Consider the following 17,319-nt stretch of genomic DNA (forward strand, 5'->3'; position numbering starts at 1 on the left):
CGCTGATGTTCAGTCAGGTGCCGCAGCCGCTGCGCTATGCCGAAGCGCTGTTGCAACGCTTCGCCACGCTGGCGCGTGCGTCCAATAGCGATGCCCTGCTCGGCGGCCTGGTGGAAAGCGCCGCACAGCTGTCCGGCAGCGAACTGAGCCAGCTGTACCTGCTCGACGACACTCATACGCGCCTGACGCTGTCCGCCGAATGGCAGGACGGCCTGCTGCAACCGCGTGCGGACGCCAGCCTGTCCAGCGACTACGACGGTGAACAGCTGCTGCAGTACTGCCTGTGCCAGAACCAGACGCTGAGCCTCAATGAGCTGGACAGCAGCCTGCACCAGACCGGTTTCCTCCCAGAAGCACAACAGCCCTGGCGCAGCCTGCTGTGCCAACCGCTGCTGGATGAGCAGAAGGGCGTCAGCGGCCTGCTATTAATTGCCAGCCAGCGCTCACGTGAATTGCAGGGCTTTGCCGACTCACTGGGCCACCTGGGCAGTTTCGTCATCGCCCACCTGCACCTGCTGCAGCGCCTGCATTCACCGCACGACGAGCCGTCGGCACCCGTGGTCAGCACAGCCTGCGCCAGCGGCTATGGCTTGATCGGCGACAGCCCGGCGATGCGCAGCGTTTATCAGTTGATCAGCAAAGTGCTGCACAACTCGGTCAGCGTTTTGCTGGTGGGCGAAACCGGCACCGGCAAGGAGCTGGTGGCTCGCGCCATTCACGATTGTGGATCACGCCGCAGCAAAGCGTTTGTCGTGCAGAACTGCGCCTCACTGCCGGAAAATCTGTTGGAAAGCGAGCTGTTCGGCTACCGCAAAGGCGCCTTCAGCGGCGCCGACCGCGACCATCAGGGTCTCTTCGATGCAGCCAATGGCGGCACCCTATTTCTCGATGAAATCGGTGATATGCCGCTGAGCCTGCAAGCCAAATTGCTGCGAGTGTTGCAAGAGGGTGAAGTGCGCCCGCTCGGTTCGACCCGCACGCACAAGGTCGATGTGCGCATCGTCTCGGCCACGCACCACAACCTGCGCAGCTTGGTCGAGGAAGGACGCTTTCGCGAAGACCTGTTCTATCGCTTGTCGCACTTTCCTATCGAGCTGCCACCGCTGCGCGCCCGCGCCGAGGACATCCTGCGACTGGCACGACACTTCGCCGTCGAGGCCGCCTGCTTTCTGCAGCGCGATGCCTATCGCTGGTCCGAGGCGGCGCTGGACCATCTGGCCGAATACACCTTCCCCGGCAACGTGCGCGAGCTTAAAGGCATGATCGCGCGCGCCGTGCTGCTCTGTGAGGGCAATGAGCTGCTGCCTGAACACTTCAGCCTGCACCCGACCACCCCGGCTGACGATAACAGCATGAACCTGCGTGAACGCCTGGAGAAGGTCGAGCGCAGCTTGCTGCTCGACTGCCTGCGTAAGAACCGGGGCAACCAGACCAGTGCCGCCAGCGAGCTGGGCCTGCCGCGCCGCACCCTGCTGTACCGCATGCAGCGGCTGAATATCAGCCCGGCTGACGTGTAAGGCTTAAGGAGAAGAGCATGTTCAACGCCGCCAACCAGACCCATTTCAGCCTGAGCATCGAAGGTGCCAGCCACGATCTGCAGGTGCTCGAATTTACCGGCCGTGAAGCCATCAGCCAGCCGTTCGTGTTCGAGCTGGAACTGATCAGCGAGCGCCCCGATCTCGATCTGGAAAGCTTGCTACACCAGCCCGCCTTTCTCGCCCTTAGCCCTAGCGGCACTGGCATTCACGGCCTGATTTACCGCATCGCCCAGGGCGACTCCGGGCAGCGCCTGACTCGCTATCACGTGACCCTGCGCCCGCAATTGGCCTATCTGGCGCACCGTATCAATCAGCGGATCTTCCAGCACCTGAGTGTGGAAAAGATCATCAGCCAGGTGCTCGAAGAGCACGGCATCCAGAGCAATGCCTATAAATTTCAGTTCGGCCCGACCGTCTATCCCGAGCGCGAATACTGCGTGCAGTACGACGAAAGCGATCTGCACTTTATTCAGCGCCTGTGCGAGGAAGAAGGCATTCACTACCACTTCCAGCACAGCGAACAGGGCCATGTGCTGGTCTTCGGCGATGACCAGACGGTGTTCCCGAAACTGGCGCCCACTGCGTACCAGCAGGACAGCGGCCTGGTTGCCGACGACCCGGTGATCAAGCGCTTCGCCCTGCGCCTGGAAACCCGCAGCAACCGCGTAACCCGCCGCGACTACAACTTCGAGAAGCCCAAACTGCTGATGGAAGCCGCCTTCAACAGCGAGTTCCAGCCCGACCTCGAGGACTACGACTACCCCGGTAGTTTTGTTGAACGCGAGCGCGGTAAACACCTGGCCAAACGCAACCTGGAACGCCATCGCAGCGACTACGAACTGGCCACTGGTGAAAGCGATCAGCCGCTGCTGGTCAGCGGCCACTTCCTCAACCTCAGCGAACATCCGCGCGGGGACTGGAACCAGCTCTGGCTGCTGACGGAAATCAGCCATGAAGGGAAGCAGCCACAGGTGCTGGAAGAATCCGTCACCAGCCACACCCAGCTCAGCGACGGCTTCCAGCAGGGTTACCGCAACCGCTTCAGCGCCACACCCTGGGATGTGCTGCATCGCCCAGTGCTGAAGCACCCGAAACCCAAAGTACTCGGCAGCCAGACTGCCGTGGTCACCGGGCCAGAGGGTGAAGAGATCCACTGCGATCAGTACGGCCGCGTCAAAGTGCAATTCCACTGGGACCGCGAAGGTCAGGCGGATGACACCACCAGCTGCTGGCTGCGCGTGTCCTCCAGCTGGGCCGGCGATGGCTACGGCGCTATCGCCATCCCGCGCATCGGCATGGAAGTGCTGGTGACCTTCCTCGAAGGTGATCCCGATCAGCCGCTGGTTACCGGTTGCCTGTACCACGCCGCCCATGTCGTGCCCTACGCCCTGCCGGCGAACAAGACCCGCAGCCTGTTCAAAACCCTGAGCAGCCCAGGCGGTGGCGGCTACAACGAGCTGCGCATCGAAGACAAAAAAGGTGCCGAGCAGATCTACCTGCATGCTCAGCGCGACTGGGACGAAAACATCGAGCACGACCAGAAAATCCGCGTGGGTAACGAGCGCCACGATACGGTCGAAGCCAACAGCTACAGCGAGTTCCAGGCCGAAGAACACCGCACCACCCACGCCGACCGCAAAGTAGAAACCCGCAGCAACGACCACTTAACCGTCGGGCAAAAACAGCATGTGAAAGTCGGCACCGGTCAATTCGTCGAAGCCGGCAACGAAATCCACTACTACGCCGGCAGCAAAGTGGTGATAGACGCCGGCATGGAACTCACCGCCAGCGGCGGCGGCAGCTTCCTCAAGCTCGACCCCAGCGGCGTCACGCTCAGCGGTGCAACCATCAAGATGAACTCCGGCGGCGCACCGGGCGTAGGCACTGGAATTGGCATTGTGCTGCCGATTATTCCGGGGGCGGCGGATGCGGATAAGGCTGGGGAGCTACTGCAACCGATAGCCCCAGGGGCCTTTATCCTCAGTACCCACCGCAGTCAGCCGCTCATTTCACGTTGTGGCAAGCAAAGTAACGGCGCCTGTAGCCGTAAGGATTGCCCATGCATACGTGGCTAACAACGCTTGAAGACCTGCCCCAGTCCACACCTGAAGAGTGGCACGCAGAGGGTCAGGTGTACTTCATTCTAGATCGGGTGCTCCACCCCCAGGCGCTGGAAAAGCTCTATCAGGCAGAAGGCGCTATCGAAACTCGCATGCTCTTCCAGAGCAGCGATTATGCAGCCTTAATCGATAGCAGCCCTGTCTGGATTTCGGCCCAAGCCAATAGTCAGGCCGAGAGTCTGGCCGCTCAGCTTTGCCATGACCGACTGTCTGGCATAGCCATCCAGTCCAACCAAACGGCAGAGGATGCTTTCAGTCATGCGCAATCGCTGCTGACTGTAAACAGCACGACCCACGGCGAAAGCCTCTGCCGGTTTTACGACCCTCGGCTGTGGAGCGCACTGGCTTTATCGTTTGACGAAAATAACCAAGCAGACCTCTTCGGCCCATGGAGTCGCGTGTTTACACCCGGCAACACGCTTATTGGTTCAGAGAACTCCTGGCTGCAATGGCAACGCCCACAAACAACGCAAGACGCCGCCACTCAACAACTGACGCTGGGAAGCCATGAACTGCAGCTGCACCAAGAAGTCCGTTGGCTCTATTGGCTGTCACACCACACAACAGCATTTGCAACCCCGCTTAGCCAAGCGGGAATCCGTACGGTTATCGATAACCTGCAACTGCTGAGCATTCACGGGGTCGATGAGGCTAGACACTTACAACGCTTGCTAACGCGGCTGAATAAACAGCCGCTGCAGGAGCAAGACGCAACTATGTCGATTCTGCGCAGTGATCTGCCCCTACTCCAGAAACTCGAAAAATTGGAAACGCTGACATGACAGGAACGTCCACTTCCCCAGCGAACAGCTGCAAAGCCAACCCAATTCCCTTGCCGCAGATCGCCCGCGGAATAACGGCCGACCAAAGTGTGTTCTCCGACGACGCAGCCCCAGCATGCTCGCCGAAAGCCTTTGCTGATATCGCCTATGTCACCGGCCAACGCAAATTCTGGTTGCTACCTGAACGCTTGCAAACACTACTGATCGAGTGCTCCAACGAGCTGAGTGCCTCAGCCATGCTGAAGGATCGCGATGCGCGCAACCAAGCCCTTGCCGAGCATGGTCTGCATGAACCGTTTATCCCAATCGATGCGTATGTTTTCCTCAGCCCAGAAGACCAACAGCACTATGACGCCATCGAAGAAGAGATACGCAGCCTAAAAGAACAGATTGCAGCCGATGAACCGCGCGTGTTGCAGCGTTACGATGCGGCCGAGCAAAAAGTGCTGAGCCAACGCGGCATTAACGCCCAGAAACCCTACCTGGCAGAACTCAGAGACGCGCGCGCCGAGTTACACAGCGCACTACGTGATCGCCGTGAACGTTTGCGCAAGCTGCACCTTAAGCGCGGCATGCTGCGCAGCAAAGGCTACAGCATCGCCAAGGGCGTCGGTTTTCATATCGAAAACGAGAAAATGTACGGCCTGCGTGAAGTTCAAGTGCGCGAAGCGCTGCAGGCCTACAACAGCTTTATGGCGAAAGTCAGGGGTATCGACTTCACCGAATACAACCGCCTCACCAATGAGTATCAGCCTGTCTGGGATGTACTCAACGCCTACCGCAAGGTCATTGAGTCGTGCCAGAGCGGCGCACTGGACTGCCAGGCACTGGAAGACTTTCGCGCGCGCTACGACTACCTCGTCGAGTACCGCCTAGGTGGCTATATCGAGCCCATCATCGCCCTTGCGAACCTAGGTATCGCGACACCAGAGTTCGCCCTGTGTAGCAATAGCGATATGGCCAGCGGCCTGAAGGAATACAAGGATTACCTTGAGGCCTACAAGAAGAAGCAACAGGTCATCAACGACGCCGAAGAACGCTTCGATGCATTCGTCAAAGCCACAGGTGGCTACTCACCGCCCCCCTCCGAACTATTAAGTAAACAGCGGGCAAAAATTGCCGAGCTACAGCCCATTCTCGACCGGCTACGACAGCAAGCGGATGCCAACATGCAGCGCATGCGGCCAACGCGTCAGTTGCTGTGGGACACCCACAGCTACGAAATGCGCCATCAGGACAGTGTCTGCAATGACGACATCCCCTTACGCGAGTTCTCCCTTGCCTCAGGTACACGCCCGCTGATCCACCTCAGCCTGTATGACCTGGCCAACAAAAGTGACCCTGAACTGGCCGCGACCCTGAAAAAGGATCACGCACGCACTGCACGCTTCGCCTCACTCTATCGAGCCGACCCGGACGCCATCTTTTCTGCGTTTCTTGAACGCCAGGGCGCGATCCCTCTTGAAGAACAAGACCCAAGATGGTTCGACAAGAACGGCCTGTTTGTCGCCGATGATTTCTTTAACTACCTGCAAGAAAGTGGCTGGCAGGTGAAAAGCCTGGAAAGCCAGGCAGAAACCTGGGGCAAGAAGCTCTTACAAATGATTTTCGAGGACTCGACCCGGCAACAACTGCGGCTGTTCGACACCTCCTATCAAGCCCAGTTTGTCCGCCTGTTAGGGATGGATGCCAGCGAAGTCAACGTTAACGCGGTTGTCCGCACGGCATCACCGCAAGTAATACCCGCCGCCAAGCTGGATGCTCTGACCACCCGTACAGAGTGGATGGAAACCACCACCACAGCAGAAGCATCCGGCCCCGACAACTCCCCGAAGACTCTCAAGGAGCGCACCCTGGCATCCGCCGCCCTCGGCATGACCGTCGATATTGGCCGCGGCGAAGTCGACTTGGTGAACATCGAAATACCTAAAAAAGCTGAAGCCTCTGCCATCACGTTGCGCTTCAACACACCAGAGGGCACCGAAGCCAGCCAACCCATCGGGCATTTCTACCTGAGCTATAGCGTGGTCGCCTGGGGGTTTGCCGGGGTCAGCCTGATGCTCGCCCGCGAGGTCGTACTGGAAGTTGATAACAATGGTCGCCCCAGCATCAGCGGGGTGGATTTCGGCCAGCGCCAAGGGCAAGCCGCCAGCCTCAAACTGTTTGCCGGCGCGCAGGTCGGCTGCACCATCAAAGGTGGCCTGCACTGGAAGCCGCCACTGGATGCGTTAATCCTCAGCCCAAACTTGGATGACAAGAAAGAAGCCAGCTGGCAAACACTTAGCGCCTTTATGGCAGAGGGCTCCTTGGGGGTCGGCATTGGTCGTGAGTTCGACTTCCGTGTGGGGCTTATTGGCGGCAAGCTGATGTTCAGCATTAAGGCCTCAGTGTTCTTCGGCCCAGGTGCCAAAGGCGCCTACAGCTTCGAGCTGGACTATCAAGGCATTAAACAACTGCTGATGCTGTATCGCCGTGTGCTGATGCGTAACAACTTCAGCCGCATCGACTGGATTGATGAAAACGCCTTCACCTACCTCAGCAAAATAACCTTGTTCGGCACCCTTACCCTCGCCAACGTTTCCGAATTTAGTGCGTTATTGTTAACCAAACTCGACTCACTGATTGATGAAGTGGTCGGCAACCCAAGCAAACGCGCTGGGCAAATCGCCTACACCATCGTTAACGAGATGCGCCAGGAATCCATGGCACAGTGGTTTTTGGGTATGCCCCCGGAAACGCTGGGGCCGTTGCTTTATACGCTGAGCAGCGAGCCCCGTGGTTTCGATATACAGAGTGATGGGCAAACAGAACCCGATACATATTCGACCCAGCAAGCAAGTGACTTCCAGCAAATCGCCATCGCTCGCTGCTTGGAATGGACAGCCGGTAATGCTAGCGGAAAGCGCTTTAGTGAACTTGACCCAAACCCGGCACAAGTACTTTTTCAAAAAGCGCTTGAGCGGATGAGTATTGATGCGAGCCACTCTGATGACAAACTTGTGGAGGCTAAAGAAAATTTATCCGCACTAGAAGAATTTATGCGTAACCCCGGTAAAAGCGTGGAAGCATTAACCAGCCAAGCCAATTTCAAACAGTTAAAAACAGCACTAACACTTCACCTAAAAATTTCATTCGACATACTTAAGACAAATAGAGACCGAAATGCGCCATAAACTTTTCCGGTTCATAATGCTAAGCGCAATTTGCTTATCAGCGATTGCCGCCCAAGAAAACGCTGACTTAAGTAGAGGTTTCACGTTATACAACCAACACGACTGGATTAACTCACAAGAGCCGCTTAGAAATGCAGCTAAAACCGGAAACAGTGAAGCACAGTATTATTTAGCAGAAACCTTGAGACTTTCTAATCGCTATATGACGGAAGAGTCTCAGCAATGGTATGAAGCTGCAGCCGAACAGAACGACCTCTTTGCGATGATACGCCTTTCAAAGAGCGATGATCTCTGCGGGGCACTACAAGTCAGCTGTAAAAAAGATCGAGTCTATTGGAAGAGTAGGGCTAAAGACCTAGCACAGGAACAGGCACAGAGCGGAAATAATGTAGCTATGCATGCCCTCTACTATCTAACGGGCGACAGAGACTGGTTAAAAAAGGCTGCAGACGCCGGCAATCATGAAGCTGGATATTTTCTCGCTGACTTAATACTGAGCGAAACGAGGAAACAAGAAACAGGAAAAACGAAATTAACCCGTGAGGGCGAAAAAATTCTCAGAAAGTCAGCAGAGGAAGGCAACCCCAAAGCTATGTCGCTTCTTTCGTTAAGACTAAATAGAGCAGAAAACTATATTGAATCGAAAAAATGGTTAGAGAAGTGTTTATTAACCAGTCATGCCGATTGTGTGTTGGCACTAGAAACAATTCACAAAGGTCGAACTGACATATATCAAAACCCCGAGTACACGCCCAATAAGGCTATCGCGTATGGCTTACTACTTTTCAGGCGAGATGCACTAGGTAAAGCAAAGACTAGCTGGATACTCGACACATTCGAAGACGAGCTAACTTCCGAACAAAAGGCCGAGGGGGAGAAGTTTTTCCATAAATGGAAGAAAACTCATCCACCACTTTCATTCCACGTCCCCAAGCTTGGCTTTTAATATCTAACCTATTGATGGGAAGGCAATATTAATAAAGCATTAATGCATGTTTTTATTAATAACGGACTACCAGCAACAAACGATGAAATTTGGTCACTTAAAATCTGATCAATTTCAAGCCGACAAGCAAAACTGAGGCTTAACCAGCCGGATCAAAAATGGATCACCAAGCTCAAATGACAAATAGCCACTGGTTTGCCACTGACTCAAACAGCGGGTTGGTAAGCCTACAAACACAGAAGGTGCAGCGGTGAAGATCAACACAAGCACTGCGGTCACAGCTCCCAGTTTCGGGCGCTCATCCGCCATTTTTATGAACCAGGTCACCTGACAAGGCTTTGTCTTGCATTTCAATGCCCGCCCACAAGCAGCACTTTGCCACTACAACGGTGACTACCGTTGCCATTCACGCTTTCAAGGAGGAAATCCGCGTGCCTAAACGCTATTACGCCCTCGTTCTTCTCGCAGCTCTGAGCCTCTCTGCCTGCAGCGGCAATTACAAGTTCAGCGACGACGAATACCGCCCCCTGGGCGAACCGCAAGCAGTGAAACGCGGCAACTGACCGCAAGGAGTTAACAACCATGGAACTGGTCTTCGATGTGGTCAGTGCACAGCAGTTCGTGCCAGGTCTATTGACCACCAAAACCTTCAAGCAAGCCGGCGGAATTATTGGGCGTGCGGAGGAATGCGACTGGGTGATTCCCGATCGCAAGCGCGTGTTGTCCAGTCGGCATGCCGAGGTGAGCTATCGCAATGGCTCGTTCTTCATAACCGATACCAGCAGCAACGGTATTCAGCTGAAAGACAGTGGCGCCAGCCTGCGCAAGGGTGAGGCCCAGCGTATCGAGCATGGCAGCGTGTATTGCTTCGGTGATTTCGAAATTCGCGCGCGGCTGATTCAGGACCCGGCGCTGTTCGCCGGTGATATCGGCCGCTCGCAACCGGCCGGCAGCATCATCCCGGATGACGCCTTTCTTGATCTTGACCCGATGACTGCGCTTGATCAGCAGGAGCGTGTGTACGCTCAGGTCGATGACCTGACGGCCGTGCTGCAGCCGCACAACGTGCATGCCCAGCAACGCGACTATGCGCAGATCGATGAAGAGAACCTGCTGGTTCCGGAGCTGATTGCACCGCCAGTAATCACGCCGCCCAAGCCCGCGCCGGAACCGGTGCGCCTGCCTTTGAGCTTCTGGGAAAAATTCGGCGAAGCACTCGGGGTCAAACTGGATGACCTTGACGATGACGCCCGCGAAGCCCTGGCGCTGAATGCCGCCAAGCTGCTCAAGCAGAGCGTCGGCAGCCTGCAACAGAGCCTGCGCACCCGCAGCGAGCTGAAGAACGAACTGCGCCTGGCCCTGACCACCGTGCAAAGCGCCGGCAACAACCCGCTCAAGCACACCGCCGACAGCAGTGAAGCGCTGAGTGCCCTATTGCGTGGTGGCAAGGCCGGGCAACTCAGTGCCGAGCAGACCATCAGCCGCAGCTTCCGTGACCTACAGGCGCACCAAGTTGCGCTGCTGGCGGCCAGCCGCGCGGCGGTCAAAGGCATGTTCGAGCAGCTGTCGCCGGAGCAGCTGAGCCTGCGTTTCGAGCGTGAAGGGCGCAAGCCACTGATCGCCACTGCGGGCAGCCGTTGGCGCGCTTACCGGCGCCTGCACAGCGCGCTGGAGCAGAACGACGACTGGAGCGACCGTCTGTTCGCCCGCGACTTTGCCCGCACCTATGAAGAGCAGGTTCGCCTGATCGCCACCCTCAACAACGACGTTCAAGGATGATTTCCATGTACCGCTTGCTCACCCTGGCCCTGTTGGCCACCCTGCTCGGCCTGACCGGTTGCGCCGCACTGTCGCCATATTCGGATATGACCAAACTCGACCTGACCCTGAACGGTCGGGACGAACTCAACCCGGACCTCAATGGCCGCCCTTCACCGATCGTCCTGCGCCTGGTCGAACTGAAACACCCGGTGTCGTTTGAAACGGCCGATTTCTTTTCGCTGTATCAGCGCCCGAAAGAAGCCCTGTCGCCGGACATGGTGGTGCTCGAAGAGCTGGAGCTGCGTCCTGGCGAGCAGCGCAAACTGAAACTCTCGGTACAGCCGGGCAGCCGCTATGTCGGTGTGCTGGCCGCGTACCGCGACCTGCCGGAAAGCAACTGGCGCACAGTGATTGCGTTGCAGGAAAAGGAGCACAACTACAGCGTGCTGACGCTAGATGCCAAAGGCATTCAAGCCCCGGATAAAGCCGACAAGGACGAGGATTAAGCCATGGCCATGCATAAAGTGGTCTGGCAGGAAGGTATGTTGCTGCGCCCGCAGCATTTCCAGCAGAACGACCGTTACTACGATTACCAGCTGAAAACCCGCACGCAGAAGCTCGACAGCTACGCCTGGGGCTTTTTCGAGCTGGAGATCGACCGTCAGTTCCTCAACATGGGCAAGCTGGTCGTGAGCAAGGCCAGCGGCATTCTGCCCGATGGCACCTTGTTCGATATCGGCGCCGAGCGCGAGCCACTGGCCCTCGACGTGCCGCCGAATACCGGCAACACCCCGGTGTACCTGGCCCTGCCGCTGGTCACCGGCAACCATATCGAGAGCCGTCGTCCGGAACAGCAGGACGTGCTCGCGCGCTTCACTGCATTCGATGAAGATGTGGCCGACTCCAACGCCGGCGACAGCGCGTCGAGCCAGGTCAGCTGCGGCCGCCCGGATTTCCGCCTGCTGCTGGGTGAACACCAGAGCGACCAGGCCTACGTCAAACTGCAACTATGCGATGTGCTCGATACCACCCCAGATGGGGTCATTAGCATTGACCCAGAGTTCATCCCGACCTACGTCAACTTCCAGGCTTCCGGCTACCTGCTCAGCTGCCTGAAAGAAGTGATCAGCATGCTCGCGCACCGCGGCGACATTCTCGCCGAGCGGATTCGCGCCACTGGCAAGGTCGGCGGAGCGGAAGTCGGCGACTTTATGATGCTGCAGCTAATCAATCGTTTCGAACCGGTGCTGCGCCATTACCTAGGCATCGAGCAGGTGCACCCGGAGCAGATCTACCGCGAACTGCTCGGCTTGCTCGGTGAGCTGGCGACCTTTTCCAGCGAGATCAAACGCCCGCGTCTGGAAGGCCGTTACCTGCACAGCGATCAGGGCACCAGCTTCCGCAAGTTGATGGACGCGATTCGCCAAGTGCTGTCGATGGTGCTGGAACAACACGCCATCGAAATGCTCCTGCAGCAGCGCCAGTACGGCATTCAAGTGTCGCCGTTGCACGACCACAAGTTGCTCGCCACTTCCACCTTCGTCCTCGCAGCCAGCGCTCAGTGCGACTCGGAAGAGCTGCGCAACCGCCTGCCGGCGCACCTCAAGGTCGGCCCAGTGGAGCAGATCCGCCAACTGGTCAACCTGCACCTGCCGGGGATCAAGGTCAAACCGATGCCCGTGGCGCCACGGCAGATCCCCTTCCATTCGGGCAAAACCTACTTCGCCCTGGAACTGGGCTCCGAAGACCTGGCGCAGCTGGAACGCTCCGGCGGCTTCGCTTTCCACGTGTCCGGCGAGTTCTCCGGGCTTGAGATGAAATTCTGGGCGATCAGGAACTGATTATGACGACCAAGGAAATGGAATACGGCCAGGACGACAAAACCGTCATCCTCAACCGTAAAGGTGATGCCCCAGCGCACAGCCCGCTGACCGATTTTGCCGCACCGCCGAAGTTCGAACAGCTGGAAGAGCGGATGATCTACGCCGCGCGCCTACGCCCGGCGGAGAGCTTCAATATCAGCCTCAACCCGCTGGTAGCCGCAGCCGCCAATTTGCTCTCAGAGGTGGTGCGCCTCAAGCACAGCTTCGACAGCGAAGACATGCACGCGCTTAACCAGCGTCTGGCCAGCGCCATCAAGCTGTTCGAGCATCGCGCCCTGCACGAAGGTGCGGAAAGCAGCCAGGTCATGGCCGCCCGTTATGTGCTCTGCACCGTGGTCGATGAAGCCGTGGTGACCACGCCGTGGGGCAATGAGAGCACGTGGTCGCAGATGAGCCTGCTGTCGAGCTTCCACAACGAGACCTTCGGCGGCGAGAAGTTCTTCCAGCTGCTTGAGCGCCTGTCGCGCAACCCGGTCAAACACCTGCCGATGCTTGAGCTGATGTACCTGTGCCTGTCGCTCGGTTTCGAGGGCAAGTACCGCGTGCTGCCACGCGGCATGCTCGAACTGGAAGCGGTGCGCGACAGTCTGTACCGACAGATCCGCCAGATGCGCGGTGACGTGCCGCGCGAAGTCTCGCCGCACTGGCAGGGCCTTAAAGACACCCGTCGGCGCCTGGTGCGCATCGTGCCGTGGTGGCTGGTGGCGCTGTTCACAGTGGTTTGTTTGGTAGTGATGTATGGCGGTTTTGCCTGGGTACTGGGCGAGCAACGCGAAACAATTTTGCAGCCATACGAGCAACTTGACCCGTCCGCGGGTGCATTCATGGATGAGACGAAATGAAGAGTTTCTTCGGCAAATTAGCCAATTTTTTCCGCAAGACCTGGGTCTGGAGTCTGTGCCTGGTACTGGTGCTGGCCCTACTGGTGTGGTTCGTCGGCCCGTTACTGGCCGTTAGTGATTACAAGTTCTGGGAATCGGCCACCAGCCGCTTGCTGAGCATCAGCCTGCTGTTCCTGATCTGGGGCCTGGCCATGGTGTTCGCCAGCTGGAAGGCCACCGCCCGCAAGAAGGCCGAAGAAGATGACGCCGACGCCCAAGAGCGCCTGCGCCGTGAAGGCCTGATCAATGAAGAACAGATGGAGTTGCGCCATCGCTTCAAGCAGGCGCTGCATACCCTGAAACGCTCCAGCCTTTACCGTGGCCGCAGCGAGAAATGGCGCAGCGAGTTGCCCTGGTACATGCTGCTCGGCCCACAAGGCAGCGGTAAAACCACGCTGCTGGACTTCTCCGGCCTGGACTTCCCACTCAACCGTGGTGACCAGCAACGCCTGACCAAAGACGTATCCGGCACGCGCTACGCCGACTGGTACTTCGCCGACCACGCCGTACTGATCGACACCGCTGGGCGCTACCTGACCCAACCAGACGCGGCCATCGACGGCCGCGCCTGGGAAACCCTGCTCGGCCTGCTGCGCAAACGCCGCGCGCGCCCGCTCAATGGCGTGCTGGTGAATATCCCCGTCGAGTACCTGCAAGGCGGTAGCGAAGTCGAGCTGGAAAACCTCGCCCGCCAGACCCGTCAGCGTTTGCAGGATATTCATCAGCGCCTTGGCGCCAACGTGCCGGTGTATCTGGTGCTGAGCAAAGCCGACAAGGTGCTGGGCTTCGATGAGTTCTTCGACCAGCTGTCACGTGAAGAAAGCGATCAGGTGCTCGGCGCCAGCTTCCGCAAGGAGCAGAACGCCACCGACGTACAAGTGATCCGTCAGGAGTTCGAAGAGCTGCTGCGCCGCCTCAACAGCCAGGTGATCCTGCGCATGCACCAGGAGCGCGACACCCAGCGCCGTGGCCGCATTCTCGACTTCCCGCACCAGTTGGGCCTGCTCGGCGAGCGTCTGTGCCTGTTCAGCGAACTGGCCTTCAGCGGCAACCGCTATCAGCGTGCCAGCCAGCTGCGCGGTTTCTACCTGACCAGCGCACCGGAACTGAATGACCAGCTTGATGCGAGCACCAGCAGCATTGGTCGCAACCTCGGCCTCTCCAGCAGCGCCCTGCCGACCTTCCGCAGCGGCCGCGCACGCTTTATCAATCATGTGCTCAATCGAGTGATTTTCCCCGAGGCCGACCTGGCCGGGCTGGATCAAAAAGAAGTGCGTCGTATCGACTGGGGCCAGCGCGCCATGTACGCCACGGCCCTGGTCGTGCTCGGTGTGTTTGGTGTGGTCTGGGCCAATGGTTTTTCCGGTAACCACGGCCGCCTGGAACAACTGCGCGATCTCGCTCAGCAACTGACTCAGCAACACGAAAGCCTGAGTGCGCAAGACGATGCATTGCGCACTCTCAAGGCTCTGGATCAAAGCTACGCGGCCACCCAGGTATTCCCGCCGGTGGATCAGGCCTCCTATTTGCAACGTGGTGGTTTGTATCAGGGTGAGAGAACCGATCCAACCGTACAGCGGGCCTACCGTGGCGAACTGGAAAATCTGCTGTTAAGCCGTGTTGGCCGCCAACTGGAAGCCCAGGTCCGCGCTAACCTCAATGACCGTGAACGCCTGCTCAACAGCCTGCGCGCTTACCTCATGCTCAACCTCGAAGAGCGTCGCGACAAAGCCTTCCTGCAAGAATGGCTGGCAGCCGATTGGTCGCTGCGTTATGCCGGCAACAGCGACGGTCAGCGCGGTCTCAACGAGCACTTCGACCGTTTGCTGTCCGAGTCGTTTACCCCTTACTCGCTCAACGCTCCATTGGTCGCAGAAGCGCGCAAGATCCTGCGTAGCGAATCGCTAGCCAACGTGGTTTACCGCATGCTCCGCGACCAGGCCCGCAGCCTGCCGGAGTACCGCTTGAGCCAGAAGCTCGGCCCGCAAGCCGGCGTATTTGTCGGCAGCGACTACGCCATTCCTGGCTTCTATACCCAGGCTGGCTACCAGAAAACCTTTACCGCCAAGGGTGCCGACCTGGTACGCGAACTGCTGCGCGATAACTGGGTACTGGGCGACAGCGACACCCTGAGCAGCAGCGACCTCAGCCGCCTGTTGGTGGAAATGGAACAGCTGTACTTCCGCGATTACGCCAACTACTGGGGCGAAGCCCTTGCTCAGTTGTCGCTGGACCCGATCGGCAGCGCCAATCAGGGCGCTCTGCAGCTTTCCAGCCTCACTGCGGCCAACTCACCGCTGCTGCAGCTGTTGGTCGAAGTGCGTGATAACACCCGTTTCAAAGGCATGGCCGAAGCCGCCGATGATGCCGGTGCCGCCGCCGAAGCGCTGGAAGGTGCCAAGGGCAAGCTGGGCAAAGTTGCCAAACTGGCCGGTGCTGCCGCCGAACAGGCGCAGGCTGCCCTGGTGAAAAACCTGCCGGACACCGCGCGCAAAACCCTTGAGCGTCGTTTCGAGCCACTGCACCGCCTGCTTGATGAAAATGGCGGTGCCGGGACTGAGCTGGCTGCCAGCATGCAAGCGCTGGATGCTTTGCAACTGCAACTGGCCAGCCTGGCCCACGCCAGCGCACCGGAGCAGGCTGCGTTCGAGCTGGCCAAGGCGCGCATGGGCGGCCAGCGTGATGCGATCAACCAGGTACGCAGCAGTGCCGCGCGTCTGCCGCAACCGGTTGGCAATTGGCTCGGCCTGCTCGCCGAAGACAGCTGGATGCTGGTGCTCAACGACGCCTACCACTACCTCAACCAGCGCTATAAGAGCGAGCTCTATGCCGCTTACGATGGCTCGTTGAAGCAGCGTTATCCGTTCAGCGCGCACAGCGAAAGCGATGTGGCGATTGCCGACTTCCGCGAGTTCTTCAAGGCTCAGGGTATTGCCGAGCGCTTCTTCGACAGCTACCTCAAGCCATTTGTCAGTGGCACCGCCGGCCAGTATCAACTGCGCCGTATGGATGGCCGTGGCTTGCCGCTGTCGCGCGAGTTCCTGTTGCAGATGAGCCATGCGCAAACTATCCGCCGCAGTTTCTTTGCCGAAAATCCCAACGAGCCGAAAGTGCTGTTCAAGCTCGAGCCCTACTCACTGGATTCCAGTCTGGGCCGTGCCGATTTCCGTTTCGGCAACCAGCAGATGGAATACCGCCACGGACCTATCGTGCAGACCGCCTTCAGCTGGCCGACCGAGGCCAATGAAGGACGCACCAGCCTGGTTGTGGAAGAGCTCGGTGGACGCAAGGTGGGGATCGAGAAGAACACCGGCCCCTGGTCGCTGTTCCGTCTGCTCGACCTGATGAGCGTGGACTACCACAGTGGTCGTGACGTGCTGATGCTCAAGGCCGACCTGGGCGGCCTGCGCGCCAACTACCTGTTGCACAGCCAGCGCTCGCCGAACCCGTTTGATCTGGACCAGCTGCGCAGCTTCAAACTGCCGGCCACGCTTTGATGCAGGAAGTTGCCAACCTCTGGCGCAGCGCTGCGCGTACCGACACCGGCAAGGTGCGGGCGCGCAACGAGGATGCCTTTCTGGCCCTGCCAGAGCAGGGCCTGTGGGTGGTTGCCGACGGCATGGGCGGGCACCAGAACGGTGCCCTGGCCAGCCGCCTGATTGTCGAGCAGCTGGCCGAGCCGAGCGCAGGCGATTTGCCGCAGCGTCTGGATGAGCTGCGCAAACGCCTGCATTCGCTCAACCGTCGCCTGGGCCAGGAGCTGACGGTTACCGCCGCCCATCCGGACCCGGTGATCGGCAGCACGGTAGTGGCGCTGCTGATTGAGGGCGACCGCGCCGCCTGCGTGTGGGCCGGCGACAGCCGCTGCTACCTGTGGCGCGGCAGTCGGCTGTATCAGCTCAGCCGTGATCACTCGCTGCTGCAGCAACTGATTGATGAGCAGCAACTCAGCCCAAGCGAAGCTGCTCGGCATCCGGCAGCGCACGCGCTGACCCGCGCCATCGGCGCCAGTGACGAGCTGAAGCTGGAAATTCTCGAACTCGATGTGCTGCCCGGCGATGCCTTTCTGCTGTGCAGCGATGGTCTCTACCAGGACCTATCAGCCGATGCTCTGGGTGCTGCGCTGAACCTGCCGTCACCGCAGCTGACCCTGAATCGTTTGTTCCAGCAGGCCCTCGACGGCCCCGCGCGGGACAACCTGAGTGCGGTGGTGATTCGCCGATGAGGACTCACGG

At 58.7% G+C, this 17,319-nt stretch carries 12 protein-coding genes; all 12 read left to right on the plus strand.

Annotated elements, in window-relative coordinates; translation table 11 throughout:
- Positions 1-5: 5 nt before the first annotated feature.
- The 12 genes from AACY25_RS08500 (at position 6) to AACY25_RS08555 (ending at position 17,309) form a co-directional block, all read left to right on the plus strand.
- Entirely contained in the window at positions 6-1,517 is a 1,512-nt protein-coding gene (locus AACY25_RS08500; protein WP_339523878.1) for a sigma-54 interaction domain-containing protein, read from the plus strand.
- Between the two features lie 17 nt (positions 1,518-1,534).
- The gene (locus tag AACY25_RS08505; RefSeq protein ID WP_339523720.1) at positions 1,535-3,613 is read left to right on the plus strand and encodes a type VI secretion system Vgr family protein; all 2,079 of its coding nucleotides are present in this window, start codon (positions 1,535-1,537) and stop codon (positions 3,611-3,613) included.
- Complete coding sequence (locus tag AACY25_RS08510) at positions 3,598-4,440, plus strand: DUF4123 domain-containing protein (RefSeq protein ID WP_339523722.1); 843 nt, start codon at positions 3,598-3,600, stop codon at positions 4,438-4,440. Before AACY25_RS08505 ends, AACY25_RS08510 begins: the two co-directional genes overlap by 16 nt.
- Positions 4,437-7,613 carry a hypothetical protein gene (locus AACY25_RS08515; protein WP_339523724.1) on the plus strand — a complete coding sequence of 1,059 codons (3,177 nt, stop codon included), beginning with the start codon at positions 4,437-4,439 and terminating at the stop codon, positions 7,611-7,613. Before AACY25_RS08510 ends, AACY25_RS08515 begins: the two co-directional genes overlap by 4 nt.
- Positions 7,603-8,559: a tetratricopeptide repeat protein gene (locus tag AACY25_RS08520; RefSeq protein WP_339523726.1), complete on the plus strand. Its 957-nt coding sequence runs from the start codon at positions 7,603-7,605 to the stop codon at positions 8,557-8,559. The genes AACY25_RS08515 and AACY25_RS08520 overlap by 11 nt, the downstream gene beginning before the upstream one ends.
- 431 nt (positions 8,560-8,990) lie before the next feature.
- Positions 8,991-9,122 carry a type VI secretion protein gene (locus AACY25_RS08525; protein WP_160016316.1) on the plus strand — a complete coding sequence of 44 codons (132 nt, stop codon included), beginning with the start codon at positions 8,991-8,993 and terminating at the stop codon, positions 9,120-9,122.
- 19 nt (positions 9,123-9,141) lie between these two features.
- The gene (gene tagH, locus AACY25_RS08530; protein ID WP_339523730.1) at positions 9,142-10,338 is read left to right on the plus strand and encodes a type VI secretion system-associated FHA domain protein TagH; all 1,197 of its coding nucleotides are present in this window, start codon (positions 9,142-9,144) and stop codon (positions 10,336-10,338) included.
- 5 nt (positions 10,339-10,343) lie between these two features.
- Positions 10,344-10,826 (plus strand): type VI secretion system lipoprotein TssJ, encoded by a 483-nt coding sequence (gene tssJ / locus AACY25_RS08535; RefSeq protein WP_339523731.1) that lies wholly within the window; start codon positions 10,344-10,346, stop codon positions 10,824-10,826.
- Positions 10,827-10,829: 3 nt separating this feature from the next.
- Positions 10,830-12,161 carry a type VI secretion system baseplate subunit TssK gene (gene tssK, locus AACY25_RS08540; protein WP_339523734.1) on the plus strand — a complete coding sequence of 444 codons (1,332 nt, stop codon included), beginning with the start codon at positions 10,830-10,832 and terminating at the stop codon, positions 12,159-12,161.
- Positions 12,162-12,163: 2 nt separating this feature from the next.
- Entirely contained in the window at positions 12,164-13,045 is an 882-nt protein-coding gene (gene icmH / locus AACY25_RS08545; RefSeq protein WP_339523736.1) for a type IVB secretion system protein IcmH/DotU, read from the plus strand.
- The gene (gene tssM, locus AACY25_RS08550) at positions 13,042-16,581 is read left to right on the plus strand and encodes a type VI secretion system membrane subunit TssM (protein ID WP_339523738.1); all 3,540 of its coding nucleotides are present in this window, start codon (positions 13,042-13,044) and stop codon (positions 16,579-16,581) included. The genes icmH and tssM overlap by 4 nt, the downstream gene beginning before the upstream one ends.
- A complete protein-coding gene (locus AACY25_RS08555; RefSeq protein ID WP_339523739.1) occupies positions 16,581-17,309 on the plus strand; it encodes a PP2C family protein-serine/threonine phosphatase in 729 nt (242 codons plus the stop codon). The genes tssM and AACY25_RS08555 overlap by 1 nt, the downstream gene beginning before the upstream one ends.
- Positions 17,310-17,319 lie beyond the last annotated feature (10 nt).

Source organism: Pseudomonas sp. EA_35y_Pfl2_R111, assembly GCF_963970955.1.
GTDB lineage: Bacteria > Pseudomonadota > Gammaproteobacteria > Pseudomonadales > Pseudomonadaceae > Aquipseudomonas.